Here is a 22,939-nt window from a genome sequence, read left to right as displayed (position 1 = left end):
GCTCGCTGCTCAGTCCGCCGAGAGTTCCGCGGTCCGTGCCAGTGCGCCGCCGAAGCCGTTGAGCGGGATGGTGAAACTCACCGCTTGACCGGTGTCGGCCGCGAAGGCGTCGATCTTCAGCGTGGTGGCTGCCTTGAGCAGCGGCGTGACGCTGGCATCGAACGCCACCGGCACCAGGCAGCCGACGGCCTGGCAGGTGTTGAACGGCAGGCTGCCTTCCAGCTTCTGGTCGTCGATGGTCAGGCTGACGCCTTTGGCGAGCGCCAGGCCGAACGGCAGCGCCAGCGTTCCGGCGGCATCCTCGCCGCTCTTGCTCGACAGCTCGATGGCCAGCAGGCGCTGGTTGGACTGCTTGTTGAACTGCTGATGCGACAGGCTGCAAACCTTGGCCGTGCCGGTTACCTGGCAATTGACCGTCCAGTCGCCATGTGTCTCGGACAGCGCCGAGGCGCCGCCAGGCAATGTCGGGCCGGCAGCAGGGGCGGGCGCTGCGGCGGCAGGCGCCGCCTTGTCGGTCTTGGTTTGCGCCGCGACTGCCACCGGGCCAAGAATACAGATGCTGCCCAGTAGCGCCGCGAAATATACTTGCCTGCTTTTCATCAATATGCTCCCGATTGTGCCTCGAGTCAGCCGCGATTGAGGCCGAGATCCGCGCCCGATAGAGCGGTCAATCGATCTTTTCTGTCAAGTGCGGCCGGGCCGCTTCCTCAGGGATTTCGCCAACCCGTGGCAGATCGGCCCATGGCAGACCGGCCCATGGCAGATCGAGACGAACGCCCTATATAGAGAGGAGGTTATATCTGTACGGGAATGAACTGATGTCGACGCTTCGCCTATCGACAGTTCTCATGTCGGCAATGCTGGCGGCGGCAACGCTCGCCGGCATCATGCAATCTGCTGCGGCTCAGTCCGTCAATCCCAGCGCCAACCGGCTGATCCAGCAGAACCAGCTGCAGCAATTGCGCAACAGCCTGCAGCGGCAGCAGTTCCAGCAACAGCAGCAGCAATATCGCGAGCAGGACCGTCGGATCGTGCCGCAGCCGCGCCCCGAAGTGCCCGTCGTCCGGCAAGCTTGTCCGATTCAGATCGTCAACAACCAGATTGTGCGTGTTTGCCGTTGATATCGGTCGCTTGCGATTTACTTAGTCGACTTATTTACTAAAAATGCTCATTGCCTCGCGGGCATATCAGGGTTTGCAGGCGGCGTGCGGCGGTGCGCCCGCCGACCGGATTTTCAGCACATGGCGACGACGAAGAAAAAGGCGGTACGCAAGGCAAGGCGAGGCGAACGCATTCGCCAGGTCGCCGCCATTCCCTTTCGTCTGGACGTTTCAGGCAATTTCGAAGTGATGCTGGTGACGTCGCGAGCGACGAAGCGCTTTATCGTGCCCAAGGGCTGGCCGATGAAAGGAAAGAGCGGGCGCAAGGCCGCCACCATCGAGGCGCGCGAAGAAGCCGGCGTGCTCGGCAAGACCCGCAAGGCGCCTGCCGGCAGCTATTCCTACTGGAAACGGCTGGAGCACAATTTTGTGCGCGTCGACGTCGTCGTCTATCTGTTGGAGGTGTCCGAGGAACTGGCCAACTGGCAGGAGGCCAAGAGCCGCCAGCGGGCATGGCTCAAGCCGCAGGACGCGGCGTTGCTCATCGATGAGCCGGATCTCTCGACGCTGATGGCCAACCTGGCGCCGCCTCAGCCGGCAGTGCCGGACCCGGCCTGACCAACCTCACTTGCCCTCGTCCCCTTCAGCGGGACCCTCATCCCCCTCAGCGGGAAATGGCCGCAGCGGCGTGCCCGTATAGGCCCACAGCCATTCGCGCGGCAGCGGCCCTTTGTTGCGCTCGCTTTGCTGCGACTGTTCCCATGCATGCGCCAGGATGCCGACCGAGCGCGAGAGCACGAACAGGCCGCGCGTCAACGGCGGCGGAAAGCCGAGCTCGCCATAGATGACGGCGGTGGCGCCGTCGATGTTGAGCGGTATTTTCTTCCCCTTGCGCCGTGCCGCCTCTGATTCGACGGCCTCGGCGATGTCGGCAAAGCGTCCGCTGACGACGCCGCGCGCGGCAAACTCGCGCGTCACTGCGATCAGGCGCGGCGCGCGCGGATCGACCGGGTGGAAGCGATGGCCAAATCCCGGCACATAGCCTTTCTCCTCGGCGAAGAAACGGTCGAGCCGTGCGGCTACGGCTTGGTCCAGCGCAACACCCTGGTCAAGTGCCACGGCAATGTCGCCATAGAAGGACAGCGCCTGTTCGCCGGCGCCGCCATGCACGTCACCCAGCACGTTGACGGCGGACGCCATGGCGCTGTTGATGCCGACGCCGCAGGTGATGGCCATGCGGGCAATGGCGATCGACGGCGCCTGCGGCCCGTGGTCGACGGCCGCCCCCAGCGCAATGCCGAGCAGCGCCGCCTGCTCCTCGCTCGGCAATTCGCCGCGCAGCATCAGCCAGATCGTGGCCGGAAAGCTGACGCGGCCGATCAGCTCCTGGATTTCATAGCCGCGCAGCCGGATAATGCCGGGGCTCATCTCGATGATGCCGGTCTGCCACCATTCCTCGCCGCGTTCGCGGCCGGTTTTTCTCTCGCTCACGCGCTTCTCCTGGCGCGCGGCGGCAGGGTGGAAAAAACCTCGTCCATATGCTCGCCCAGCACAGGCGGCGGCAGGACCGGCAAGGGTGCCGCGCCATCGACCATGAAGCCGCCGCGCACCACGGTCAGCGGCTGCGCCATGCCGGGCAGACCCTGGAAACGCGTGGTCATGTCGCGCTCGACCACCTGGCGCTCGCCAAGCACTTGGGGGATCGTCAGCACCCGGCCCGCCGGCACGCCGGCGCGGTTGAATTTTTCCTCCCAGGCTGCGGCCGAGGCGCTCGCCAAGGCCGTCTCGATCAGCACCTTCAGCACAGCGCGGTTCTGCTTGCGCGTCTCGCGCTCGGCAAAGCGCGGATCGTCGGCCAGTTCCGGCTGGCCGATCAGCCGGCAAAGCGTGACGAACTGCTCCTGCTTGTTGGCGGCGATGTTGAGCAGGCCGTCGCCGGTGCGAAACGCGCCGGAGGGCGCAGCCGTCATGTTCTCATTGCCCATCGGCTGCGGCTCGACGCCGGCGGTCAGATAGTTGGACACCGGCCAGCCCAGCGCCGACAGCGTGCATTCGAGCATCGAGACATCGAGAAACGCGCCCTCGCCCGAGGTCTTCTGCTTGACCAGCGCCGCGGCGATGGCGAAGGCCCCGACCAGCCCGCCCAGCGTGTCGGCGACGGGATAGCCGACCCGCAAGGGTGCGGTCTCCGGCGTGCCGGTGATGCTCATGATGCCGGACAGCCCCTGGATGATCTGGTCGTAGGCCGGATTGTCGCGCATCGGCCCGGTCTGGCCGAACCCCGATATGGCGCAATAGACGAGACCCGGACGAACCGCTTTCAGCGCCTCATAGCCAAGCCCCAGCCGCCCCATCACGCCCGGTCGAAAGTTCTCGACCAGCGCATCGGCGGAGGCGACGAGATCGAGGAAGCGTTCGCGGTCGGCTTCGCTCTTGAGATCCAGCACCACCGATCGCTTGCCGGCATTCTGCGCCAGGAACGACGCGCCCATGCCCGCATTGTTGAGCGCCGGCGAGGCGCCGAGCTGGCGCGCCAGATCGCCGCCTTGCGGCGTCTCGACCTTGATGACATCGGCGCCGAGCAGCGCCAGCTGGTAGGCACAATAAGGGCCCGCCAGCACATTGGTCAGGTCGAGGATGCGGATGCCGGCAAGCAGATCGGTCATGATGCTCCAGGTTGCTCAGGCATCGCCCGGCACATGCTCCAGCCCGCGCCGGCGCCGATGCTCGATGAAGGCCCAGATATGCGGACCGGCGAGCCCGATGAAGGCGAGGATCAGCAGCACCAGCGACAGCTTGTGGGTGTAGAACACCGACCAGTCGCCGTTCGAGATCGTCATCGCCCGGCGGAACTGCGTTTCGGCGAGCGGCCCCAGGATCATGCCGATGATGACCGGCGCGGTCGGGAAATCGAAGCGCCGCATCAGGAAGCCGGCGGCCCCCAGGAGATAGAGGATGACGAGGTCGATCGGCGATTGCGAGATGCCGTAGGTGCCGACGGTGGCGAACACCAGGATGCCGGCATAGAGCTGCGGCGCCGGGATTTTCAACAGCCGTACCCACAGCCCGATCAGCGGCAGGTTGAGGACGACCAGGATGACGTTGGCGATGAACAGGCTGGCGATCAGGCCCCAGACCAGATCGGCCTGCGTCGTCAACAGCAGCGGTCCCGGATTGATGCCGTAGCTCTGGAAGGCCGACAGCATGATTGCGGCGGTCGCCGAGGTCGGCAGGCCAAGGGTGAGCATCGGCACCAGCACGCCGGCGGCAGACGCATTGTTGGCGGCTTCCGGTCCGGCAACGCCCTCGATGGCGCCGACCGTGCCGAACTCCTCCTTGTGCTTCGACAGCTTCTTTTCGATGGCGTAGGACAGGAAGGTCGGGATCTCGGCGCCGCCGGCAGGCATGGCGCCGATCGGGAAGCCGATGAAAGCGCCGCGCAGCCATGGCTTCCACGAGCGCCCCCATTCGGCCGCGGTCATGTAGAGCGAGCCCTTGAGCGGCACGATCTCGTCCTTGCCGGCATAGCGGCGCGAGGCCATGTAGAGCGTCTCGCCGACGGCAAACAGGCCGACCGCGGCAATGATGACATCGACGCCATCGAGCAGTTCGTTCATGCCGAAGGTGAAGCGCGGCTGTCCCGTCTGCAGGTCGACGCCAATCATGCCGATGACGAAGCCGATGAACAGGCTGGTGAGGCCGCGCACGGAGGACGAGCCGAGCACCGCCGACACCGTGATGAAGGCAAGCACCATCAGCGAGAAATATTCGGCCGGCCCGAAGGCGAGCGCGAACTTCACCACCACCGGGGCCAGGAAGGCGACGCCCATCGTGCCGATGGTGCCGGCGACGAAGGAGCCGATCGCCGAGGTCGCCAGTGCCGCGCCGCCGCGACCCGAGCGGGCCATCCTGTTGCCTTCCAGCGCGGTGACGATGGTGGCGCTTTCGCCCGGCGTGTTGAGCAGGATCGAGGTCGTCGAGCCGCCATACATGGCGCCGTAATAGATGCCAGCAAACAGGATGAAGGACGCCTCCGGCGCCACCTGGTAGGTGATCGGCAGCAGCAGCGCGATGGTCAGCGCCGGCCCGAGGCCGGGCAGCACGCCGATGGCCGTGCCGAGCGTGGTGCCGACCAGGCACCACAGCAGGTTCATCGGCGAGAAAGCGACGGAAAATCCGTGGGCGAGATGGCCGAGCGTCTCCATGGCGTCAGCCCCTCGCAGTGGCGATGATCGCGTCGATCACCGTGTTCAGCTGGTTTTCGATGAAGCCGGCGCCAATGTTGACGCCGAGCGCCCTGGCAAAGCCGAAATAGGCGGCAAGCGCCAGGATCAGGCCGGTCAGCGCATCGCGTAGCGTGTGCTTGCTGCCGAAGCCATAACAGACGAGCACGAACATGATGACCGAGGCGGCGGTGAAGCCGAGCGGCTGGATCAGCACCAGATTGGCGACCAGGCCGGCAACGACGATGCCCATGGCCTTCCAGTCGGTCGGCGTTTCCTTTTCCTCCTGCGGCTGCCAGCCGCCGCGCAGCGCGGCGACGATGAGCAGCAGCGAAAGCACGATCATGCCTGTCATGGTGATGTAGGGGAAGACGGTCGGCCCGACCTTGGAATAGAGCGGCGAAACCGGGATCGCCAGGGTCTGCCACGCCACGGCCGCGGCACAGGCGAGAAGCCCGATGCCGATCAACAATTCGGGCATGGCAAGGCGCGGGGGCGCCGGCTGCTGGTCGCTGGTGCTCATCGATGTCCTCCCGAGATGGCCGGCATCCTCCCGCCGGCCGCATCCGCAGTTTCACTCCCAGCGCATGATATGTCCATCTCGCAGGCTAATGTCGGAAGGGGCGGCCGTGGCCGCCCCTGAAGACATCAGGCGAGGCCGAGATCCTTGAGGATCGCGGTGATGCGGGCGGTGTCGTCGACGAGGAATTTCGCATAATCGTCGCCGGTCAGAAGGATGGGGGTCCAGTTGCGGTTCTTGCATTCGGCTGCCCAGGCATCGCTCTTGGCCATGGTCTCGATCATCGTGACCATCGCCGCCTTGTCGGCGTCGGAGACGCCTGGCGGTGCGAATACGCCGCGCCAGTTGAACAGTTCGACGTCGATGCCGGCTTCCTTCATCGTCGGTGCGTCGATGCCGTCCTGGCGCTTGTCGGCGGAGATCGCCAACAGCCGAAGCGCGCCCGCCTTGACCTGCTCGGAGAACTCGCCGAAGCCGGAAATGCCGGCCGCCACCTGGTTGCCGAGCAGCGCCGACAGCGCCTCGCCGCCGCCGGCGAAAGGCACATAGGAGAGGTTGGTTGCCGGAACGCCGACCGTCTTGGCGATCAGCCCGAACAGGATGTGGTCGGAGCCACCGGCCGAGCCGCCGGCCACCGGAACCTTGGTCGGATCCGCTTTGAGCGCGGCGACGAAATCGCCGGCCGTCTTGAACGGCGAATCCGCCGGCACCACCAGCGCCTCGAACTCGCCGGTGAGGCGAGCGATGGGCGTCACTTCGGAGAGGTTGTTGGCCGATTTGTTGGCGATGATGGCGCCGACCATGACCATGCCGGCCACCATCAGCGAATTGCCCTTGCCCTTCCATTGGCTGATGAACTGCGGCAGGCCGACCGTGCCGCCGGCGCCGCCGACATTGGTGATCTGCGAGCCGGAGATCAGTTTTTCACTGCGCAGCACCTGGTCGATGGTGCGCCCCGTCTGGTCCCAGCCGCCGCCGGGCGCGGCCGGCACGAAGATCTGGATCTGCGGTGCATCCTGAGCGAGGGCGGGCGTCAAATGCGTTGCAACGAATCCGGCAGCGCCTGCGGCCGCGGTGCTCATCAAAAATCTGCGTCTGTTCAGCATGGGATTCCTCCAAATCACGACACCTCCTCCGGTGCCTGCCAGAAACGTAGCCTGAAAACAGACCCGCTCGGCAAAAATTCATGCCGATTTCGGTACGTTCTGTCAACAGGAACGCTGTTCTACTAGACAGAACCATGGATGTGCGGCACAATCGCTTCGGCCGGCCTTTGTCCGAGCAGGTAAACTGGAATGAAACTGTTCGTGAGATGACCGAAGCGCGATCCCAGCCGTTGCCGGCCGATGGTGTTGCCGCGCTCGACCGCGCGATCGCCATTCTCGACGCGTTCGCGACCGCCGACCGCTCGCTCAGCCTGGCCGAGATCGCGGCGCGCACCGGGCTCTACAAAAGCACCATTTTGAGGCTAGCGAACTCATTGCTGCGTGGGCAGTTGCTGGAGCGGCTCGACGATGGCCGCTACCGCATCGGACCCGCCACCTTCCGGCTTGGCGCGCTTTACCAGCGCTCGGTCGTGGCGGTCGACATCTTGCTGCCGATCATGCGCGATCTTGCCGAACGCAGCTGGGAAAGCGTGGCGTTCTATGTCCGCTCGGGCGACGCCCGCACCTGTCTCTACCGCGTCGAATCCAAGCACCCGATCCGCTACACGATCCGGGAAGGCGACCTGCTGCCGTTGCTCACCGGCTCTGGCGGCCGCGTGCTGGCAGCGTTTTCAGGCCAGCCGGGCGAACCATACGAGACCATCCGCAACGCCTGCCACTATCTGTCGATCGGCGACCGCGACCCTGAGACGGCGGGCGTCTCGGTGCCGGTGTTCGGACCGGGCCGCGTTCTGCTCGGCGCCTTGACGCTCGCCGGCCCGTCGACACGCGTCGACACGGCGTTCCTGCGCCGCATGACACCGGACCTGCTGGAGGCCGCCGCTCGCGCCACCCGCGCCTTCGGCGAGGATGCCTCGATGCTGGAGCAGGCAGCGCGCCTAGCCGGCGCTGAAACCGTGATCGGCCTCAGTTCGCCTTGACCAGCACCACACGGCGGTTCTTGGCGCGGCCGGTTTCGCCGTCATTGCTGGCGACGGGCGCCATCATGCCGGCGCCGGCGGCGGTCAGCCGGCCGCCATCGATGCCGTATTTCGAGACCAGCGCCGCCTTCACCGACTGCGCCCGCCGCGACGACAGATCGATATTGTAGTCGAAGGCGCCCTGGTTGTCGGTATGACCGACGACGATCACCGCCATACCGGGCTCGTTGGTCAGAAGCGTCGAGATCTCCTTCAGCGTCGGTTCCGATTCCGGCTTGATGTCGGCCTTGTCGGTGTCGAAGAAGATGCCGTAGAGCGAGATGGAGCCGGTGGCCGACAGCGAATCCGCCATCTTGGCCGCTTCGACCACCACCATCTTCTTGTCGCGCGCCTTGGGCTCCAGCACCTGAACGACGGCGATGGTGCGGCCGTTGAGTTCCTTGCAGTAGAGGTCGTCGATCAGCGAATAGGCCTGAACAGTGACATAGGCGTCGCCGCCATCCTGCGGCACCTTGGCAGCGAAGAAGCGCTGGTCGTTGATACCGGTGGTTACCGCCCAGGCGCCATTGGAAAAGGCCGCGTCCTTGACGTCGCTTTCATGGAAGAAATACATCATCAGGCTCATGTCGCCGCCGCCACCGCTCGACGACCGGTCGGCGGCGCCGCCGCACTCTTCCTTCTTGCATTCGAACAGGACTTCGCCGCCGGCGGCCGCGATCACATCCTGGTAGTTGCGCAGCACTTCGAGCGGGGAGCGCTCGGCCGGCAGCACATAGGCGATGCGGGTCAGCGCGCCTTCGACCTCAGCCTTCTTGTCCGGCGCGAACACACGGTTGTTCATCGTGTCACGGGCATCCGGATCGGCGCTCGGCTTCAGCGGCGACAGCGGCACTGTAAAATCGGTATAGGCGAATTTTTCGTAGGAGACGATGAACGACCCCTCGTAGCGCTTGGCCAGATGATTGTCGGCACCGCCCTCGATGTCGGCGGTCGGCACCGTCGCATCGGCGCCCGCCAGTTGCACGGCCGCCAGGAGCAGCAGCCCCGCCCAGAAAAGCTTCAGAAATATCGCATTGATCGCACGCATGGTCGGCTCCCCCAAAGAGCAATTCCAGGAAAAGTGTGAGCGGTTTTCCCACAGGAATTGCGTAGCTAGATTAGAATAGCCAACCCTGGCAGAACGTGGAAATTGCGTCGATGAAGCGCTTCACACCCGCCGTTCGAGCAGGATCGTCAGCCCGTCGTGATAGGTGGTTTCCAGGACCTTGGTGTAGCCGCACTTTGCCGCAACGTTCAACGAGCCGGTGTTTTCCGGATCGATGATGCAGACGGTTCTCGCGCCGGCAAAGGTTTCGTCGCCCCAGGCCAGGGCCCTTCTGACGACTTCGCTGGCAAGACCCTTGCCATGCGCTTGCGGCGCCAGCGCCCAGCCGGCTTCCGGAATGCCCTCGAGCGACGGCTCGATGTCGCGCTTCAGGTCGTGGAATCCGGCTTCGCCGATGAAGCGACCGCTGGCCTTGTCCTCGACCGCCCAGAAGCCGTAGCCGAGCAGCGACCACAGGCCGGCATGCCGCAGGAACCGCATCCAGCTTTCCTCCCGCGTCCGCGGCTTGCCGCCTATGAAACGGGTGGTGACGGGGTCGGCCCACATGACGGCATAGTCGTCGAAATCTTCGATCCGGTGCGCCCGCATGATGGTCCGTTCCGTTTCGAGAACCGGGACGCCGGCTGTTTTTGGACTGCCCATGAAACTCTGCCTCCGTTGACGGTCAGCGCTTAGCAAACCAGCGCGCCCGGACAAGGGCCAAGCCGGATCATCATTCAGCCAGGGAAGCTTCCGAACGGCCCGGCGCGACCAGGCGGTCGAAGCGAACAGCGTCGGCTTACTTTCAGCCGTGCCAGACCATCTTCATGTAGAGCCCACCGCGCCGCAATTCGTCCAGCATCTGGTCGAGCCGCTTCTGCCTGGTGTCGCTGCGTTTGGCGCGGGCGACCCAGCCGAGATAATCGTTCTTCTGGTAGTCCGGCCGCGCCTCGTAGGCCGCTGTCAGTCCTTTTTCGGTCAGGGCGATGCGGATGTCGTCCGGCATCGGGTTCAGGGCGCGCTTCAGTCCGGTCATTTCAGAAAACCCCAGCTGTCAGGATGGCGACGCCGATGGTCCAACCCAGGTCCGCCTCTGGGAATTCTGCCGAACGATGCTACCTTTCGCAACCGGTCCGGCAAGGGCCGGTCTCGATACCGCCAATGGGAGGAGAACGCCATGGACACCACCGATCTCGTGCTTGCCATTTTCCATCATCTGCTGGTGTTGTCGCTGGCCGGCATCATCGGCGCCGAATTTGTCCTGATCCGCGGCGACCTCTCCGCCGCCACGCTCAAGCGGCTTGCCGGCATCGACCGCCATTATGGCATCATCGCCATGCTGATCATCATCATCGGCATCTGCCGCGTCATCTACGGCCTGAAGGGCTGGGAATTCTACGTCTACAACTGGGTGTTCTGGGCCAAGATGGCGGCATTCGGCATCGTTGGCCTGCTGTCGATCATCCCGACCATCCGCTTCATCTCCTGGAACCGGCAAGCCAGTGCAAATCCCGGCTTTCAGGTGCCGGTTGCGGAACTCGCCTCGGTGAAGACCTATGTGCGCGCCGAAGCCTTCATCTTCCTGCTGATCCCGATCTTCGCGGCGGCGATGGCGCGCGGCTACGGTTATTGAAGCAACGCCAACACCAAACCCATCTCCTCCGGGCATACTCCCCACTGATCGCCATGGTTGCGCACGACTGTATTTTGCAGTTTGCGTCAGGCGACAATCTGTTAGCTTGCCTTTGTTGCACCCTCGCTGCCTGACCTGCACAGCGATCGGAGATTGATATCCTGGGAGGAGAATTACGATGAGGAAAATTGTAGCCGCCCTGGCCGCCGCCGCGGCCGTCACGCTTTATTCGTTCACCGCCAGCGCACAGACCTATCCCGAGCGCACCATCACCGTCGTCGTGCCGTTTGCGGCCGGCGGTCCGACCGACACGGTTACGCGGCTCGTCGCCGAAGCCATGTCGAAGGATCTCGGCCAGCAGATCATCGTCGAAAATGTCGGCGGCGCCGGCGGCACGCTGGGCGCCGGTCGCGTCGCCAACGCCGACCCGGATGGCTACACGCTGCTCCTCCATCACATCGGCATGGCGACCAGCGCGACCCTCTACAGAAAACTCGCCTACGACACGCTGAACGCCTTCGAGTATGTCGGCCTCGTCACCGAGGTGCCGATGGCCATCGTCGCCCGCAAGGACCTGGAGCCGGCCGACCTGAAAGGGCTGGTCGAATACGCCAAGACCAACAAGGACACCATCACCGTCGCCAATGCCGGCATCGGCGCTGCCTCGCATCTGTGCGGCATGCTGTTCATGAGCGCCATCGGCACGCCGCTGGTCACCGTGCCCTACAAGGGCACCGGTCCGGCCATGACCGACCTTCTCGGCGGCCAGGTCGACATTATGTGCGACCAGACCACCAACACCACCAAGCAGATCCAGGGCGGCACGATCAAGGCCTATGCCGTCACCACGCCGGAGCGCCTCGACGTGCTGAAGGACGTGCCGACGACCATCGAAGCCGGCCTGCCCGCGGTGCAGGTCGGCATCTGGCACGGCCTCTATGCGCCGAAGGGCACGCCGGCCGAGATCACCGGCCGACTGTCGAAATCGCTCCAGGTCGCGCTGAAGGACCCCAACGTCATCGCCCGCTTCGCCGAACTCGGCACCAAGCCGTCGTCCGAGGCCGACGCGACGCCGGCAGCGCTGAAGGCCAAGCTGGAAGGCGAGATCATGCGCTGGAAGCCGATCATCGAAGCCGCCGGCCAATACGCCGACTGAGGCTTGAACGGGGCGCTGCCGGCGCCCCGTTTTCGCTTCGACGTCCGTTTTCACATTTGCAACGGCAAGCCCGTTGCAAGGGTCAGGGGAGGACCGCCATGAAACCTTTCGCCATCGACAGGGCAAACGGCCTGTGCGCCGCGCTGTTCATCTTTTTCGGCGCCTTTTTCGCGATACAATCGCTCGGCCTCGAAATCGGCACCGCCTTCCGCATGGGACCGGGCTATTTCCCGCTGGTGCTGGCGATCGTGCTGATCGTGCTCGGCGCCATCATCCTCGTCCAGGCGGTGCGCGTCGAGGGCGAGCCGATCGGCCCCATTGCGTGGCGCGGCATGCTGTTCATCCTGCCGGCGCCGATCTTTTTCGGCATGACCGTGCGCGGCCTCGGCTTCGTCCCGTCGATCTTCCTGACGGCGCTGATCGCCTCTTTTGCCAGCGCCCGCATGAAGCCGCTGACGGCACTTCTGCTGTCGGCCGGCCTGACGCTGTTTTCGGTGCTGGTCTTCAGCTACGCGCTCGGGCTGCCATTCCAGCGCTTCGGCCCCTGGTTGCCCCAATGGCTGGCATTGTGAGGCGCTGAGATGGACCTCCTCAGGAACCTCGAACTCGGCTTTTCGACGGCCACCACGCCGGCCAATCTGGGTTTTTGCCTCATCGGCGTTCTGCTCGGCACGCTGATCGGCGTCCTGCCCGGCATCGGCGCCACCGCAACCATCGCCATGCTGCTGCCGATCACCTTCCAGATCGGCGACCCGGTCTCGTCCCTCATCATGCTGGCCGGCATCTACTACGGCGCCCAGTATGGCGGTTCGACCACCGCCATTCTCATCAACATGCCCGGCGAATCCTCCTCGGCCGTGACCGCCATCGACGGCTACCAGATGGCCAGGAACGGTCGCGCCGGGGCGGCTCTGGCGATCGCCGCGATCGGCTCGTTCTTCGCCGGCACGGTGTCGACCTTCCTGGTCGCCGTCTTTGCCCCGCCGCTGACGGCAATAGCCCTGCAATTCGGCGCGGCCGAATATTTTTCGCTGATGATCGTCGGCCTCGTCTCGTCCATCGCTCTCGCCCATGGCTCGATCGTCAAGGCGCTGGCGATGGTCGTGCTCGGCCTGCTGCTCGGCATTGTCGGCACCGACATCTACACCGGCACGCCGCGCTTCACGCTCGGCATCCGCGAATATGCCGACGGGCTGAACTTCGTGGCGGTGGCGGTCGGCGTCTTCGGCGTCGCCGAGATCCTGCGCAATCTCGAAAACGAGCACGAGCGCTCGGTGATGATCAAAAAAGTCTCCGGCCTGATGCCGACCCGCGACGACTTCAAGGCGATGGCAGCACCCATCGTGCGCGGCACGATCATCGGTTCGGCGCTCGGCATCCTGCCCGGCGGCGGCGCGGTGCTTGCCGCCTTTGCCTCCTACACGGTCGAAAAGCGCGTGTCGAAACACCCGGAGGAGTTCGGCAAGGGCGCCATCGCCGGCGTCGCCGGACCGGAATCGGCCAACAATGCCGGCGCCCAGACCTCCTTCATTCCGATGCTGACGCTGGGCATTCCGGCCAATCCGGTCATGGCGCTGATGATCGGCGCCATGATAATCCAGGGCATCGTGCCCGGCCCCAATGTCGCGATCGAGCAGCCGGCGCTGTTCTGGGGCATCATCGCCTCGATGTGGATCGGCAATCTGATGCTGATCGTGCTGAACCTGCCGCTGATCGGGCTATGGGTGAAGCTGCTGACGATCCCCTATTATGTGCTCTTCCCGATCATCATGGCGTTCTGCTCGATCGGCGTTTACAGCGTCAACACCAACGCCTTCGATCTCTACGCGGTCGCATTCTTCGGCCTGCTCGGCTACATCCTGACCAAGCTGCGTTGCGAACCCGCACCCCTGCTGCTCGGCTTCGTGCTCGGCCCGCTGCTCGAGGAAAACCTGCGCCGCGCCATGATCCTGTCGCGCGGCGACCCCTCGACCTTCGTGACGCGGCCGATCAGCGCCGGCCTGCTGCTCGTCGCACTGGCCGTGCTCGTCGTCGTCTTCCTGCCGTCGGTCAAGAAGAAGCGCGAAGAGGTGTTCGTGGAGGAAAGCTAGTTGTCGGGACGCCGGGCGCCGCGATTTCCACGAGCGGCGCCGGCACGTCTGTCGTCTTCACCTCGGCCTTGCAGAGATCGGCGATGACGCAGGCCGGGCAATCGGGCTTGCGCGCCTTGCAGACATAGCGGCCATGCAGGATCAGCCAGTGATGCGCATGGCGCATATACTCGTCCGGGATGATCCGCAGCAGCCCTTGCTCGACCTGTTCGGGCGTCTTGCCTGGCGCCAGGCCGAGGCGGTTGCCGATGCGGAAAATATGGGTGTCGACCGCCATCGTGTGCTGGCCGAACGCCATGTTGAGCACGACATTGGCGGTCTTGCGCCCGACCCCCGGCAGCTTGACCAACTCATCGCGCTCGCTGGGCACCTCGCCGCCGTAATCGCGTATCAGCGCCTCCGAGAGCGCCACGACATTCTTGGCCTTGTTGCGCCAGAGTCCGATGGTGCGGATGTACTCGCCAACCCTGGCTCCGCCCAGCGCCAGCATCTTTTCAGGTGTGTCGGCGACCTTGAACAACGCCCGCGTCGCCTTGTTGACGCCGGCATCGGTCGCCTGCGCCGACAGCACCACGGCCACCAGCAGCGTGAAGGCGTTGACGTGCTCGAGCTCGCCCTTCGGCTCGGGCCGCTGCACCGAAAACCGCCGGAAGATCTCATGCACCTCGGCGGCGCTGTAGAGCGAACGGAGCCGCGCCGGCCGCGGTCGCGGCTTGGCATTCGAGCCGTCGCGCCGCCCGGGCGGCAGTTCACTTTTGGATAGGGAAAGATTTTTGGACTTGGGGCTGGCCATTTCCCTCCTATAATATCCTGGGATGAGCGACACAAACGCCTCGTTTCAGGCCGACGAGCCATTCTTCCAGGCGCTGCTGACACCGCACCGCTCGCTGGGCCGCACCGGCTTTGCCGTGCTGATGGGCGCGCTGCTGTTCGGCTGGGTGGTGACCGGGGCGTTTTTCCTGTCGCGCGGCGCTTGGCCGGTGTTCGGCTTCTTCGGCCTCGACGTCATCGCCGTCTACATCGCCTTCCGCGCCAACTATCGTGCCGCCCGTGCCCGCGAGGAAGTGTCGGTGTCGCGCACCAGCCTCGACATCCGCAAGACGGCGCCCTCGGGAAAGTCGGAAGCGCATCGCTTCAACCCTTTCTGGGCACGCTTTTCCGTCGCTCGCCATGCCGAGATCGGCATCACCATGATGACGGTGGAAGCACAAGGACAGAATGTGCCGATCGGGTCATTCCTGGACCCTGACTCCCGCGAGAGTTTTGCCACTGCATTTTCACGTGCTCTGACAAAAGCCAGGACGCGTTAGAGCCGGCGCGTCAGAACCGGTAGCGTAAAATCCTGCCGACCTTGCGCAATGCGGGAATGTGTCTCCAGAGCCCGATAAACAGTTTTGCGGACCAGCTCATATGCGCTGTGCATTCCGCGCTGTAGGCCGAGATATCGTCGACAAAGCGCAGCTTCGGAACGGCACGCTCCAGTACCTGCGGGTCGTCGATCGCCCAGTGAACCTCGGCGCCCGTCGCCCTGATGGTCGGATTGAGGCGCAGCATCTTCAGGCCGAAGTGGCTGTAGGCGTCGAACATCAGCTCGCCGCCGGCAAGATGCGCGACAAGGCGTGACAGCAGCCGTGGCCCCTCCTCTACCGGGAGATAAGGCGTCAACCCCTCCATCACCACGACGGCCGGACGATTGCGCGGCACTTCTGCCAGCCAGTCTGGGTCGGTTACCGAAGAGCCGACGAGGTGGTAGTGGTCCCGGGACGGGTAAAGCTTGCGCCGGAGCGCGATGACATCCGGAAAATCGACATCGAACCACTCCACGCCTTCGGGTGGATCGACACGGAAAATGCGCGTATCGAGCCCGCAGCCGAGATGCAGCACGATGGCGCCGGGATTTCTGGCGATGAAGTCCTGAACGCGGACATCATACGTCTTGGCCCGGATCGCCAGGCCGATGCCGAGATTGGTGTCGACCTTGAGGCGCGAGAAATCATAGTCGATCTTGCGCACGGCCTCGTCGGCGAAGCGATCCCCGAGCAGCGAATGCGGCAGCCGGCTTTCCAGTGCCTTGCCATAAAGCGTCATCAGCAAGGTCTCCCTTGCTCCGCTCAGATTCACCCTTTCGCCGGCCATTGGCATCTCCCGGGGCGCAATCCAGTATTTATCTGGGAACAGGCGGCAACAAGGCAAGTTTCGGGTGGTTGCAAGGGGCGGAAAGACCGATATTCGCGGTCAAGGAGATATTGCCATGAACGCCCAGATGACCACGAATACGCAGATGAAACCGACAGCGATCCTGCAGCACGACATCACCCCCAACGGCAGCGACTACGAGGTCGTGCGCCGCGCCATCGAGAAGATCAGCCTCGACTATCGCGACCAGCCCTCGCTGGAAGCCTTGGCCGCTGATGTCGGCGAGACACCCACGGGCCTGCAAAAGCTGTTCACCCGCTGGGCCGGCCTGTCGCCAAAAGCCTTCCTGCAGGCGGTCACCCTCGACCATGCCCGCAAACTGCTCGATTCCGGCATGCCGCTCCTCGAAACATCGTTCGAACTCGGCATGTCCGGCCCCGGCCGGCTGCACGATTTGTTCGTCACCCACGAGGCGATGTCGCCGGGCGACTACAAGACGCGCGGCGCCGGCCTGACCATCCGCTACGGCTACCACATCTCGCCCTTCGGCATCGCCCTGATCATGGTCACCGACCGTGGCCTTGCGGGGCTCGCCTTCAACGATCCGGGCGGCGAGCGGGCGGCTTTCGCCGACATGTCGGGCCGCTGGCCGAACGCCACCTATGTCGAGGACATGAGCGCCACCCAGCCCTATGCGGCGCGCATCTTCGATCCGACATTGTGGCGCGCCGACCAGCCGCTGCGCGTGGTGATGATCGGCTCCGACTTCCAGCTGCGCGTCTGGGACGCGCTGCTCAGGATCCCGATGGGCAAGGCCTGCACTTATTCTTCGATCGCCTCCAGGATCGGCGCGCCAAACGCCAGCCGGGCGGTGGGGGCGGCGGTCGGCGCCAACCCATTGTCCTTCGTCGTCCCTTGCCATCGGGCGCTGGGCAAGTCCGGCGCACTCACCGGCTACCACTGGGGCCTGACCCGCAAACGCGCCATCCTCGGTTGGGAAGCGGGCCAGACCGCGTCCTGAAGCTGCCCGCATCAAACAACACCGGCGAAATCCCTTCGCCGGTGTTTTTCTTTTTGCGAGCTCCCGGCGCAAAACATCCGCACGCTCTGGCAAGCCGCCGGCTTACAGGTTAGCTTCCCGCGCATTCCGCAGGAGGCTTTCTTGATCATCGTTGTCGGCTCGATCAACCTCGACCTTATCGCCAATGTCGACCGCCTGCCTTCGCCGGGCGAGACGGTTCGCGGCTCCGGCTTCACCACCGCGCCCGGCGGCAAGGGCGCCAACCAGGCGCTGGCTGCGGCGCGCGCCGGCGCCAAGGTGCGCATGGTCGGCGCCGTCGGCAAGGACAATTTCGCAACCGAAGCCCTCGCTTTGCTCGTGGCCGGCAAGGTCGATCTCTCCGGCGTCGGCCAGAGCTTCGCCTCCACCGGCACGGCGCTGATCCTCGTCGGCGCCGATGGCGAGAATGTCATCGCCGTCGTGCCGGGCGCCAATGATTCGGTGCTGCCCGGCGATCTCGCCAAGGCTTTCCTTGCGAAGGGCGACGTCGTCCTGCTGCAGCACGAGATCCCGCTGCAGACCGTCGATGCAGCGCTTGACGCCGCACGCGCCGCCGGCGCCGTCACCGTGCTCAACACCGCGCCGTTCCGTAGCGAGGCGGCAGCGTTGCTCGGCAAGGCCGACTACGCCGTCGCCAACGAAACCGAATTCGACCTTTACGGCGAGGCGCTGTCGCTGAAAGGCCGCGACCGCCCGGCGCGCATGCGCGACTTCGCCGGCAAAACCGGCCGCACCATCGTCGTCACGCTCGGCGGCGACGGCGTGCTGGCGGCGATCCCGGAGGATTTCCTGACCGTGCCGGCGCTGAAGATCACGCCGGTCGACACCGTCGGGGCCGGCGATACTTTTTGCGGTTATCTCGCCGCCGGGCTGGCGTCCAACCTGCCGCTGGAGCAGGCTCTCACCCGCGCCGCAGCCGCCGGCTCGCTCGCCTGCCTGAAGCCCGGCGCCCAGCCGGCCATCCCGCTGGCGGCGGATGTCGACACCGCCCTGCGCAACAACGCCGGATGACAGCCCTGCGCCCCGCAACGAAGCACGCCGTGCCCCCCGCCGGCGACATCTGCCGGATGTCCGCTGTCGACCTGGCCGAGGCGATCCGGCTGCGCCGCCTGTCCGTGCGCGAGTTGGTCGCCGCATTCCTCGACCGCATCGACGCGGTAAACCCGCTGGTCAACGCCATCGTCTCGTTGCGCGAGCGCTCCGACATCCTGCGCGAGGCCGACGCGGCGGACGCCGATCTGGCGCAAGGCGGGCCGGCCGGCTCGCTGTTTGGCCTGCCGATGGCGATAAAAGACCTCGCCATGACGCGCGGCTTGAGGACCAGTTTCGGCTCGCCGATCTTCGCCGATTTCGTGCCACAGGAGGATGATTTCTTCGTCGAGCGCATCCGCAAGGCCGGCGGCATCATCATCGGCAAGACCAACGTTCCCGAATTCGGGCTGGGATCCAACACCTACAATAATGTTTTCGGACCGACGCTGAACGCGTTCGATCCGGCGCTGACCGCCGGCGGCTCGAGCGGCGGCGCAGCGGTCGCCCTTGCGCTCGACATGGTCCCGGTCGCCGACGGCAGCGATTTCGGCGGCTCGCTCCGCAATCCGGCGGCGTGGAACAATGTCTATGGCTTCCGCCCGTCGCAGGGCCTTGTCCCCGGCGGGCCGGATCTTGAAGTCTTTCATGCCCAGATGGGCATAGACGGACCGATGGGCCGCAGCATCAGGGACATGGCGCTGCTGCTCGATGTGCAGGCGGGCTACCATCCGCATGCGCCCTTGTCCTGGGAAAAGCCTGGTTCGTTCCTCGAAGGGCTGGCAACGCCGGCAAGCGGCGGCCGCGTCGGCTGGCTCGGTGATCTCGGCGGTCACCTGCCGGTAGAGCCTGGCATCCTCGACCTGTGCGAGGCCGCACTCGGCCGCTTCGCGGAGGCATCCTTCCTGACCGAGCCCTTGCTGCCGGATTTCGATTTCGAGGCACTGTGGCAAGCCTTCGTGACGCTGCGGCAGGCGAGCAGCGGCTCGGCGCTGAAAGTCCATTATGACGACCCGCACAAGCGCGCCCTGCTGAAGCCGGAAGCCGTCTGGGAGGTGGAGAACGCCATGCGACTGACGGCGCCGCAGATCCGCGCGGCCTCGGTCATCCGCACCTCCTGGCACCGGACGCTGCTGTCGCTGTTCGAGCACTTCGATCTCATCGCGCTGCCGACGGCGCAGGTGTTTCCTTTCGAAGTCGGCACGCATTGGCCAAGTGAGGTCGCCGGACGCGCCATGGACAGCTACCATCGCTGGATGCAGGTTTCGGCCTTCGCCACGCTCGGCGGCTGTCCGGCGCTCAACGTGCCTGTCGGCTTCGACGACAAAGGCCGCCCCATGGGCATGCAGTTGATCGGCCGGCCGCGCGGCGACCTCGCCGTGCTCAGGGCCGGAGCGGCCTATGAGGCGACCTTGCCTTGGCAGGTGGGGGCGTCCTGACGCGAGGGGCGGCACGGTCTGCGACCGGCTTGCACCAGCCCCGCCGCCATGCATTGATTGCAGCCAGCCGCCTAAGCGCATCCTCGAGGAAATCCCCATGTCGCTGGAACTCTACGCCGCCTATGTCCTTGCCTGCATCGTCATCATCCTGGTGCCCGGTCCGACTGTGACGCTGATCATCGCCAACAGCATCCGCCATGGCTACCGCGCCGGCCTTGCCAATGTCGCCGGCACGCAGGCCGGGCTCGCCGTGATGATCGCCATTGTCGGCATCGGCCTCAACACGCTGATATCGGGCATGGGCCACTGGTTCGAATGGGTACGCCTGATCGGCGCCGCCTATCTGATCTGGATGGGGGTGCAGATGTTCCGTTCCAAGGGCGCGCTGAATGCCGACGGCACCGCGAGAAAGCCGCGCGGCGGCTTCTTCCTGCAGGGCCTGCTCGTGGCGCTGAGCAACCCCAAGACCCTGGTGTTCTTCGGCGCCTTCTTCCCGCAATTCATCGCCCCGCAGGGCAATTACACCCTGCAGATCGTCGTCATGGGCCTTACCGCCATGATCTTTGCCGCCGTCTCGGACTCGACCTACGCGCTCGCCGCCAGCCGCGCCGGCCGCCTGCTCTCGGCCAGCCGCATCAAGCTGATGTCCAGGATCAGCGGCAGTTTTTTGGTCGGCGGCGGCGTGTGGCTGGCGTTTTCAAAGGCGAAGTAACGGCGCCTTTTCCTTCTCCCCTTGTGGGAGAAGGTGGATCGGCGCGATAGCGCCGAGACGGTTGAGGGGTGTTCCAGCGGAGTGAGACGCTGGCGTTTCCTGGAACACCTCTCCGTCGCCTTCGGCGACACCGCCCGGGGGCGAGCCACTTGTCTCGCCCCGTCCCTTCGGAACCCACAATGGGGAGAAAGGAAAGACAGAGCTAAAGCCGAGCCAACCGCTCCACCAGCAGCGCGAAAAAGGCGTCATGGTCGATGTCGCGCATCACCATGGCGTTCTTCGGCCGCTTGGTCACGCCCCACCAGTCGATCACGGTCATGCCCATGGTGAGTTCGGAGGTGGTTTCGACGGTGACGTTGCAGTTGCGGCCCTTGAACAGCTCCGGCTTCAACAGATAGGCGATGACGCAGGGGTCGTGCAGCGGGCCGCCATCGGTGCCGTATTTCTCCTCGTCGAAGCGCTCGAAGAACTCCAGCATCTCGGCCGTCGCGGTGCCGACCCTGGTGCCGAGCTGGCGGATGGCCTGCGTGCGCTTGGCCGTGGTCAGCGCCTTGTGGGTGACGTCGAGCGGCATCATGACGATCGGAATGCCGGATTTGAACACCAGGTCGGCGGCTTGCGGATCGACATAGATGTTGAATTCTGCGGTCGGCGTGACATTGCCGCCTTCGAAGAAACCGCCGCCCATCAGTACGATTTCCTTGATGCGCGGCGCGATCTTCGGCTCACGGATCAGCGCCAGCGCGACATTGGTGAGCGGGCCGAGCGCGCACAGGGTGATCGTACCGGCCTCTTCCTTCATCAGGGTCTCGACGATGAAGTCGACCGCATACTGGCCCTGCAGCTTCATCTTCGGATCGGGCAGTTGCGGGCCGTTGAGGCCGGTCTTGCCATGCACTTCCTCGGCGGTGACCAGCTCGCGCGCCAACGGGCGGATGGCGCCTGCATAGACCTTGATGTCGGGCCGGCCGGCCAGTTCGCAGATTTTCCTGGCGTTCTTTTCGGTCAATTTCAGCGGCACGTTGCCGGCAACAGCAGAGATGCCGACGATCTCCAGCTCGGCGCTGCCGAGCGCCAGCAATATGGCGACGGCATCGTCCTGGCCGGGATCCGTGTCGATGATGATCTTGCGGGTCTGGGGCATTTCATTTCCTTATGCGGGGGAGTCTTTTTGGCGGGGGTGTTCGGCGGCTTGAACTTGGCCGCGGCGCGGACCATATCAAGACCATCGGGAAAAATGCCATCCGGGTTTTTCCAGTTTATGTCGCTCCAAAGAGGACAGTGTAACATGAGCCGAATGACGCCCTTCTCCAGCCCGCTTCTCCTTGGTTTCGATGCCATGGAAAAGACCCTGGAACGACTGGCGAAATCCGGTGACAGCTATCCTCCCTACAACATCGAGCGCCTCAGCGGTGCCGACGGCAAGGCCGAAAGGCTGCGCATTACGCTGGCTGTCGCGGGTTTCGCCGAAAGCGATCTCGATGTCACCACGGAGGAAAACCAGTTGGTCGTGCGCGGCCGTCAAACCGACGACACCGAGCGCGAATTCCTCCATCGCGGCATCGCCGCGCGCCAATTCCAGCGCTGTTTCGTGCTGGCAGACGGCATGCGGGTGATCGCAGCGGAACTGAAGAACGGCCTTTTGTCGATCGATCTCGATCGGCCGGATACCGAACGGCTGGTACGGAAAATAAATATATCGGTGAAAGACTGATCTTTACCGATGGCTCTCATGCGGGATGGCCTTGAGCGGCGTCCTCGCGCCAAGGAGGCTTGAAATGACCAGAACTGACGAAACCATCACCATGACCAGCGGCGAATTCGCCCATCTCGGCGAAGGCTCGGTCGCTTATCTCCGCAAGGTCTCGAGCGACGAGCTGCTCGGGCGCTTCCCCAACCTCGGCGAAATAGCGCCTGGTATGGTCCTGTGGGCCCTGTTTGCCGCCAACGGCCAGCCGATCCTGCTTTCGGATGCGAAAGACCGGGCTTTGGCCGGCGCCATGGAAAACGACCTGACCACTGTCGCCATTCACTAAGGCGACTGCTGGCGGTTGAAATGGAGAGGGCCGCCTTCGGCGGCCCCTGGAAGACTTAAATCCGAAGAACTTCAGGCGGCGTGCGAGGCCTGCGTGTCCGAAAGCAGCGCGTGGATGGCGACCGCGTCGCGCGTGCCTCTGATCTTGGCCACCGTGTCGGCGTCGCGCAAAACCCTGGCGATGCGCGACAGTGCCTTGAGGTGATCGGCGCCGGCGCCTTCCGGGGCCAGCAGCAAAAACACCAGATCGACCGGCTGGTCATCCAAGGCCTCGAAATCGACCGGCGTCTCCAGACGGGCAAAGACGCCGGCGATGCGCTTCACCCCGGCGAGCTTGCCGTGCGGAATGGCGATGCCGTTGCCGACGCCGGTGGAGCCCAGCCGTTCGCGCTGCAGGATGGTGTCGAACACTTCGCGCTCCGGAATGCCGGAAATCGCCGCCGCTCTCTCGGACAGCAACTGCAGAAGCTGCTTTTTGGAGTTCGCCTTCAACGCCGGCAAGATCGCCGGAACGTTGAGAAGATCGCTCAGATCCATATTTGAAATCCCTTATTCGCCTGCCGTCGCCAGTCCTCGCCCCTCGCGCGGCTGGCTATTATCCCTGTGCGACCATTGTCGTCACCTGTGCGACCATTG

The 22,939-nt window shown here is 64.7% G+C and carries 27 protein-coding genes; 14 read left to right on the top strand and 13 right to left on the bottom strand.

Annotated features, from left to right (window positions below; genetic code table 11):
• Positions 1–9: 9 nt before the first annotated feature.
• Positions 10–600, bottom strand: a complete 591-nt coding sequence (locus X750_RS0132415) for an invasion associated locus B family protein (protein WP_023669715.1) — start codon at positions 598–600, stop codon at positions 10–12.
• A 218-nt stretch (positions 601–818) separates the two neighbouring features.
• Here X750_RS0132415 and X750_RS156105 point away from each other — a divergent pair, with 218 nt between their 5' ends.
• Together X750_RS156105 and X750_RS156110 are read left to right on the top strand one after the other, a co-directional pair.
• The gene (locus X750_RS156105) at positions 819–1,121 is read left to right on the top strand and encodes a hypothetical protein (RefSeq protein ID WP_023683090.1); all 303 of its coding nucleotides are present in this window, start codon (positions 819–821) and stop codon (positions 1,119–1,121) included.
• A gap of 120 nt (positions 1,122–1,241) precedes the next feature.
• Positions 1,242–1,718, top strand: a complete 477-nt coding sequence (locus X750_RS156110; RefSeq protein WP_023669717.1) for an NUDIX hydrolase — start codon at positions 1,242–1,244, stop codon at positions 1,716–1,718.
• A 6-nt stretch (positions 1,719–1,724) separates the two neighbouring features.
• On the opposite strand, the gene X750_RS0132410 is transcribed toward X750_RS156110, so the two are convergent.
• The 5 genes from X750_RS0132410 to X750_RS156125 form a co-directional block, all read right to left on the bottom strand.
• Positions 1,725–2,591, bottom strand: coding sequence for a citryl-CoA lyase (locus tag X750_RS0132410; protein WP_031205139.1), 867 nt, complete (start codon positions 2,589–2,591; stop codon positions 1,725–1,727).
• Complete coding sequence (locus tag X750_RS0132405; protein ID WP_031205140.1) at positions 2,588–3,766, bottom strand: CoA transferase; 1,179 nt, start codon at positions 3,764–3,766, stop codon at positions 2,588–2,590. The genes X750_RS0132410 and X750_RS0132405 overlap by 4 nt, the downstream gene beginning before the upstream one ends.
• Positions 3,767–3,781: 15 nt before the next feature.
• Complete coding sequence (locus tag X750_RS156115; RefSeq protein WP_023747051.1) at positions 3,782–5,305, bottom strand: tripartite tricarboxylate transporter permease; 1,524 nt, start codon at positions 5,303–5,305, stop codon at positions 3,782–3,784.
• A 4-nt stretch (positions 5,306–5,309) separates the two neighbouring features.
• Entirely contained in the window at positions 5,310–5,846 is a 537-nt protein-coding gene (locus tag X750_RS156120; RefSeq protein ID WP_023683087.1) for a tripartite tricarboxylate transporter TctB family protein, read from the bottom strand.
• A 125-nt stretch (positions 5,847–5,971) separates the two neighbouring features.
• Positions 5,972–6,949, bottom strand: coding sequence for a tripartite tricarboxylate transporter substrate-binding protein (locus X750_RS156125; RefSeq protein ID WP_023686552.1), 978 nt, complete (start codon positions 6,947–6,949; stop codon positions 5,972–5,974).
• A gap of 206 nt (positions 6,950–7,155) precedes the next feature.
• On the opposite strand from X750_RS156125, the gene X750_RS156130 reads away from it, so the two are divergent.
• Positions 7,156–7,929, top strand: coding sequence for an IclR family transcriptional regulator (locus X750_RS156130; protein ID WP_023686553.1), 774 nt, complete (start codon positions 7,156–7,158; stop codon positions 7,927–7,929).
• On the opposite strand, the gene X750_RS156135 is transcribed toward X750_RS156130, so the two are convergent.
• From X750_RS156135 to X750_RS156145, 3 genes are all read right to left on the bottom strand, one after another.
• Positions 7,916–9,016 carry an OmpA family protein gene (locus X750_RS156135; protein ID WP_023747050.1) on the bottom strand — a complete coding sequence of 367 codons (1,101 nt, stop codon included), beginning with the start codon at positions 9,014–9,016 and terminating at the stop codon, positions 7,916–7,918. The genes X750_RS156130 and X750_RS156135 overlap by 14 nt on opposite strands.
• A gap of 120 nt (positions 9,017–9,136) precedes the next feature.
• Entirely contained in the window at positions 9,137–9,676 is a 540-nt protein-coding gene (locus X750_RS156140) for a GNAT family N-acetyltransferase (protein WP_023686555.1), read from the bottom strand.
• Between the two features lie 142 nt (positions 9,677–9,818).
• On the bottom strand, positions 9,819–10,049 hold the full coding sequence (locus tag X750_RS156145) for a YdeI/OmpD-associated family protein (protein ID WP_023683083.1): 231 nt from the start codon (positions 10,047–10,049) through the stop codon (positions 9,819–9,821).
• Positions 10,050–10,190: 141 nt separating this feature from the next.
• Here X750_RS156145 and X750_RS156150 point away from each other — a divergent pair, with 141 nt between their 5' ends.
• From X750_RS156150 to X750_RS156165, 4 genes are all read left to right on the top strand, one after another.
• Complete coding sequence (locus X750_RS156150; RefSeq protein ID WP_023735112.1) at positions 10,191–10,646, top strand: DUF2214 family protein; 456 nt, start codon at positions 10,191–10,193, stop codon at positions 10,644–10,646.
• A gap of 178 nt (positions 10,647–10,824) precedes the next feature.
• A complete protein-coding gene (locus X750_RS156155) occupies positions 10,825–11,802 on the top strand; it encodes a tripartite tricarboxylate transporter substrate-binding protein (protein WP_023683081.1) in 978 nt (325 codons plus the stop codon).
• A 98-nt stretch (positions 11,803–11,900) separates the two neighbouring features.
• Positions 11,901–12,374, top strand: a complete 474-nt coding sequence (locus X750_RS156160) for a tripartite tricarboxylate transporter TctB family protein (RefSeq protein ID WP_023683080.1) — start codon at positions 11,901–11,903, stop codon at positions 12,372–12,374.
• Positions 12,375–12,383: 9 nt separating this feature from the next.
• Positions 12,384–13,892 carry a tripartite tricarboxylate transporter permease gene (locus tag X750_RS156165; protein ID WP_023683079.1) on the top strand — a complete coding sequence of 503 codons (1,509 nt, stop codon included), beginning with the start codon at positions 12,384–12,386 and terminating at the stop codon, positions 13,890–13,892.
• Here X750_RS156165 and nth read toward each other — a convergent pair.
• Positions 13,852–14,685: an endonuclease III gene (gene nth / locus X750_RS156170; protein WP_023683078.1), complete on the bottom strand. Its 834-nt coding sequence runs from the start codon at positions 14,683–14,685 to the stop codon at positions 13,852–13,854. The two genes, X750_RS156165 and nth, sit on opposite strands and share 41 nt — an antisense overlap.
• A 22-nt stretch (positions 14,686–14,707) precedes the next feature.
• Between nth and X750_RS156175 the strand changes: the two genes are divergently transcribed.
• A complete protein-coding gene (locus X750_RS156175) occupies positions 14,708–15,202 on the top strand; it encodes a DUF2244 domain-containing protein (protein ID WP_023686559.1) in 495 nt (164 codons plus the stop codon).
• A gap of 10 nt (positions 15,203–15,212) precedes the next feature.
• On the opposite strand, the gene X750_RS156180 is transcribed toward X750_RS156175, so the two are convergent.
• Positions 15,213–16,028: a class I SAM-dependent methyltransferase gene (locus tag X750_RS156180; RefSeq protein ID WP_023686560.1), complete on the bottom strand. Its 816-nt coding sequence runs from the start codon at positions 16,026–16,028 to the stop codon at positions 15,213–15,215.
• Positions 16,029–16,143: 115 nt separating this feature from the next.
• Here X750_RS156180 and X750_RS156185 point away from each other — a divergent pair, with 115 nt between their 5' ends.
• From X750_RS156185 to X750_RS156200, 4 genes are all read left to right on the top strand, one after another.
• The gene (locus X750_RS156185) at positions 16,144–17,049 is read left to right on the top strand and encodes a methylated-DNA--[protein]-cysteine S-methyltransferase (RefSeq protein ID WP_031242721.1); all 906 of its coding nucleotides are present in this window, start codon (positions 16,144–16,146) and stop codon (positions 17,047–17,049) included.
• Between the two features lie 141 nt (positions 17,050–17,190).
• On the top strand, positions 17,191–18,099 hold the full coding sequence (locus X750_RS156190; RefSeq protein WP_023747048.1) for a ribokinase: 909 nt from the start codon (positions 17,191–17,193) through the stop codon (positions 18,097–18,099).
• Positions 18,096–19,556, top strand: a complete 1,461-nt coding sequence (locus tag X750_RS156195; RefSeq protein ID WP_031242719.1) for an amidase — start codon at positions 18,096–18,098, stop codon at positions 19,554–19,556. Before X750_RS156190 ends, X750_RS156195 begins: the two co-directional genes overlap by 4 nt.
• Before the next feature lie 97 nt (positions 19,557–19,653).
• Complete coding sequence (locus X750_RS156200) at positions 19,654–20,268, top strand: LysE family translocator (protein ID WP_023704199.1); 615 nt, start codon at positions 19,654–19,656, stop codon at positions 20,266–20,268.
• Between the two features lie 202 nt (positions 20,269–20,470).
• Here the strand turns inward: X750_RS156200 and X750_RS156205 are convergent, their stop codons facing one another.
• Positions 20,471–21,412 (bottom strand): nucleoside hydrolase, encoded by a 942-nt coding sequence (locus X750_RS156205; protein WP_023698210.1) that lies wholly within the window; start codon positions 21,410–21,412, stop codon positions 20,471–20,473.
• A gap of 144 nt (positions 21,413–21,556) precedes the next feature.
• On the opposite strand from X750_RS156205, the gene X750_RS156210 reads away from it, so the two are divergent.
• Together X750_RS156210 and X750_RS156215 are read left to right on the top strand one after the other, a co-directional pair.
• A complete protein-coding gene (locus tag X750_RS156210; RefSeq protein WP_023669741.1) occupies positions 21,557–21,982 on the top strand; it encodes an Hsp20 family protein in 426 nt (141 codons plus the stop codon).
• A gap of 64 nt (positions 21,983–22,046) precedes the next feature.
• A complete protein-coding gene (locus X750_RS156215) occupies positions 22,047–22,304 on the top strand; it encodes a DUF1150 family protein (RefSeq protein WP_023683072.1) in 258 nt (85 codons plus the stop codon).
• A gap of 71 nt (positions 22,305–22,375) precedes the next feature.
• Here X750_RS156215 and ptsN read toward each other — a convergent pair whose 3' ends face one another.
• The gene (ptsN, locus tag X750_RS156220) at positions 22,376–22,840 is read right to left on the bottom strand and encodes a PTS IIA-like nitrogen regulatory protein PtsN (RefSeq protein ID WP_023669743.1); all 465 of its coding nucleotides are present in this window, start codon (positions 22,838–22,840) and stop codon (positions 22,376–22,378) included.
• Positions 22,841–22,939: the final 99 nt, after the last annotated feature.

The sequence above is a fragment of the Mesorhizobium sp. LNJC391B00 genome (assembly GCF_000502535.1).
GTDB lineage: Bacteria > Pseudomonadota > Alphaproteobacteria > Rhizobiales > Rhizobiaceae > Mesorhizobium.
Note: the sequence above shows the minus strand (reverse complement) of the source record. Positions and strands in the feature narration are given on the sequence as shown.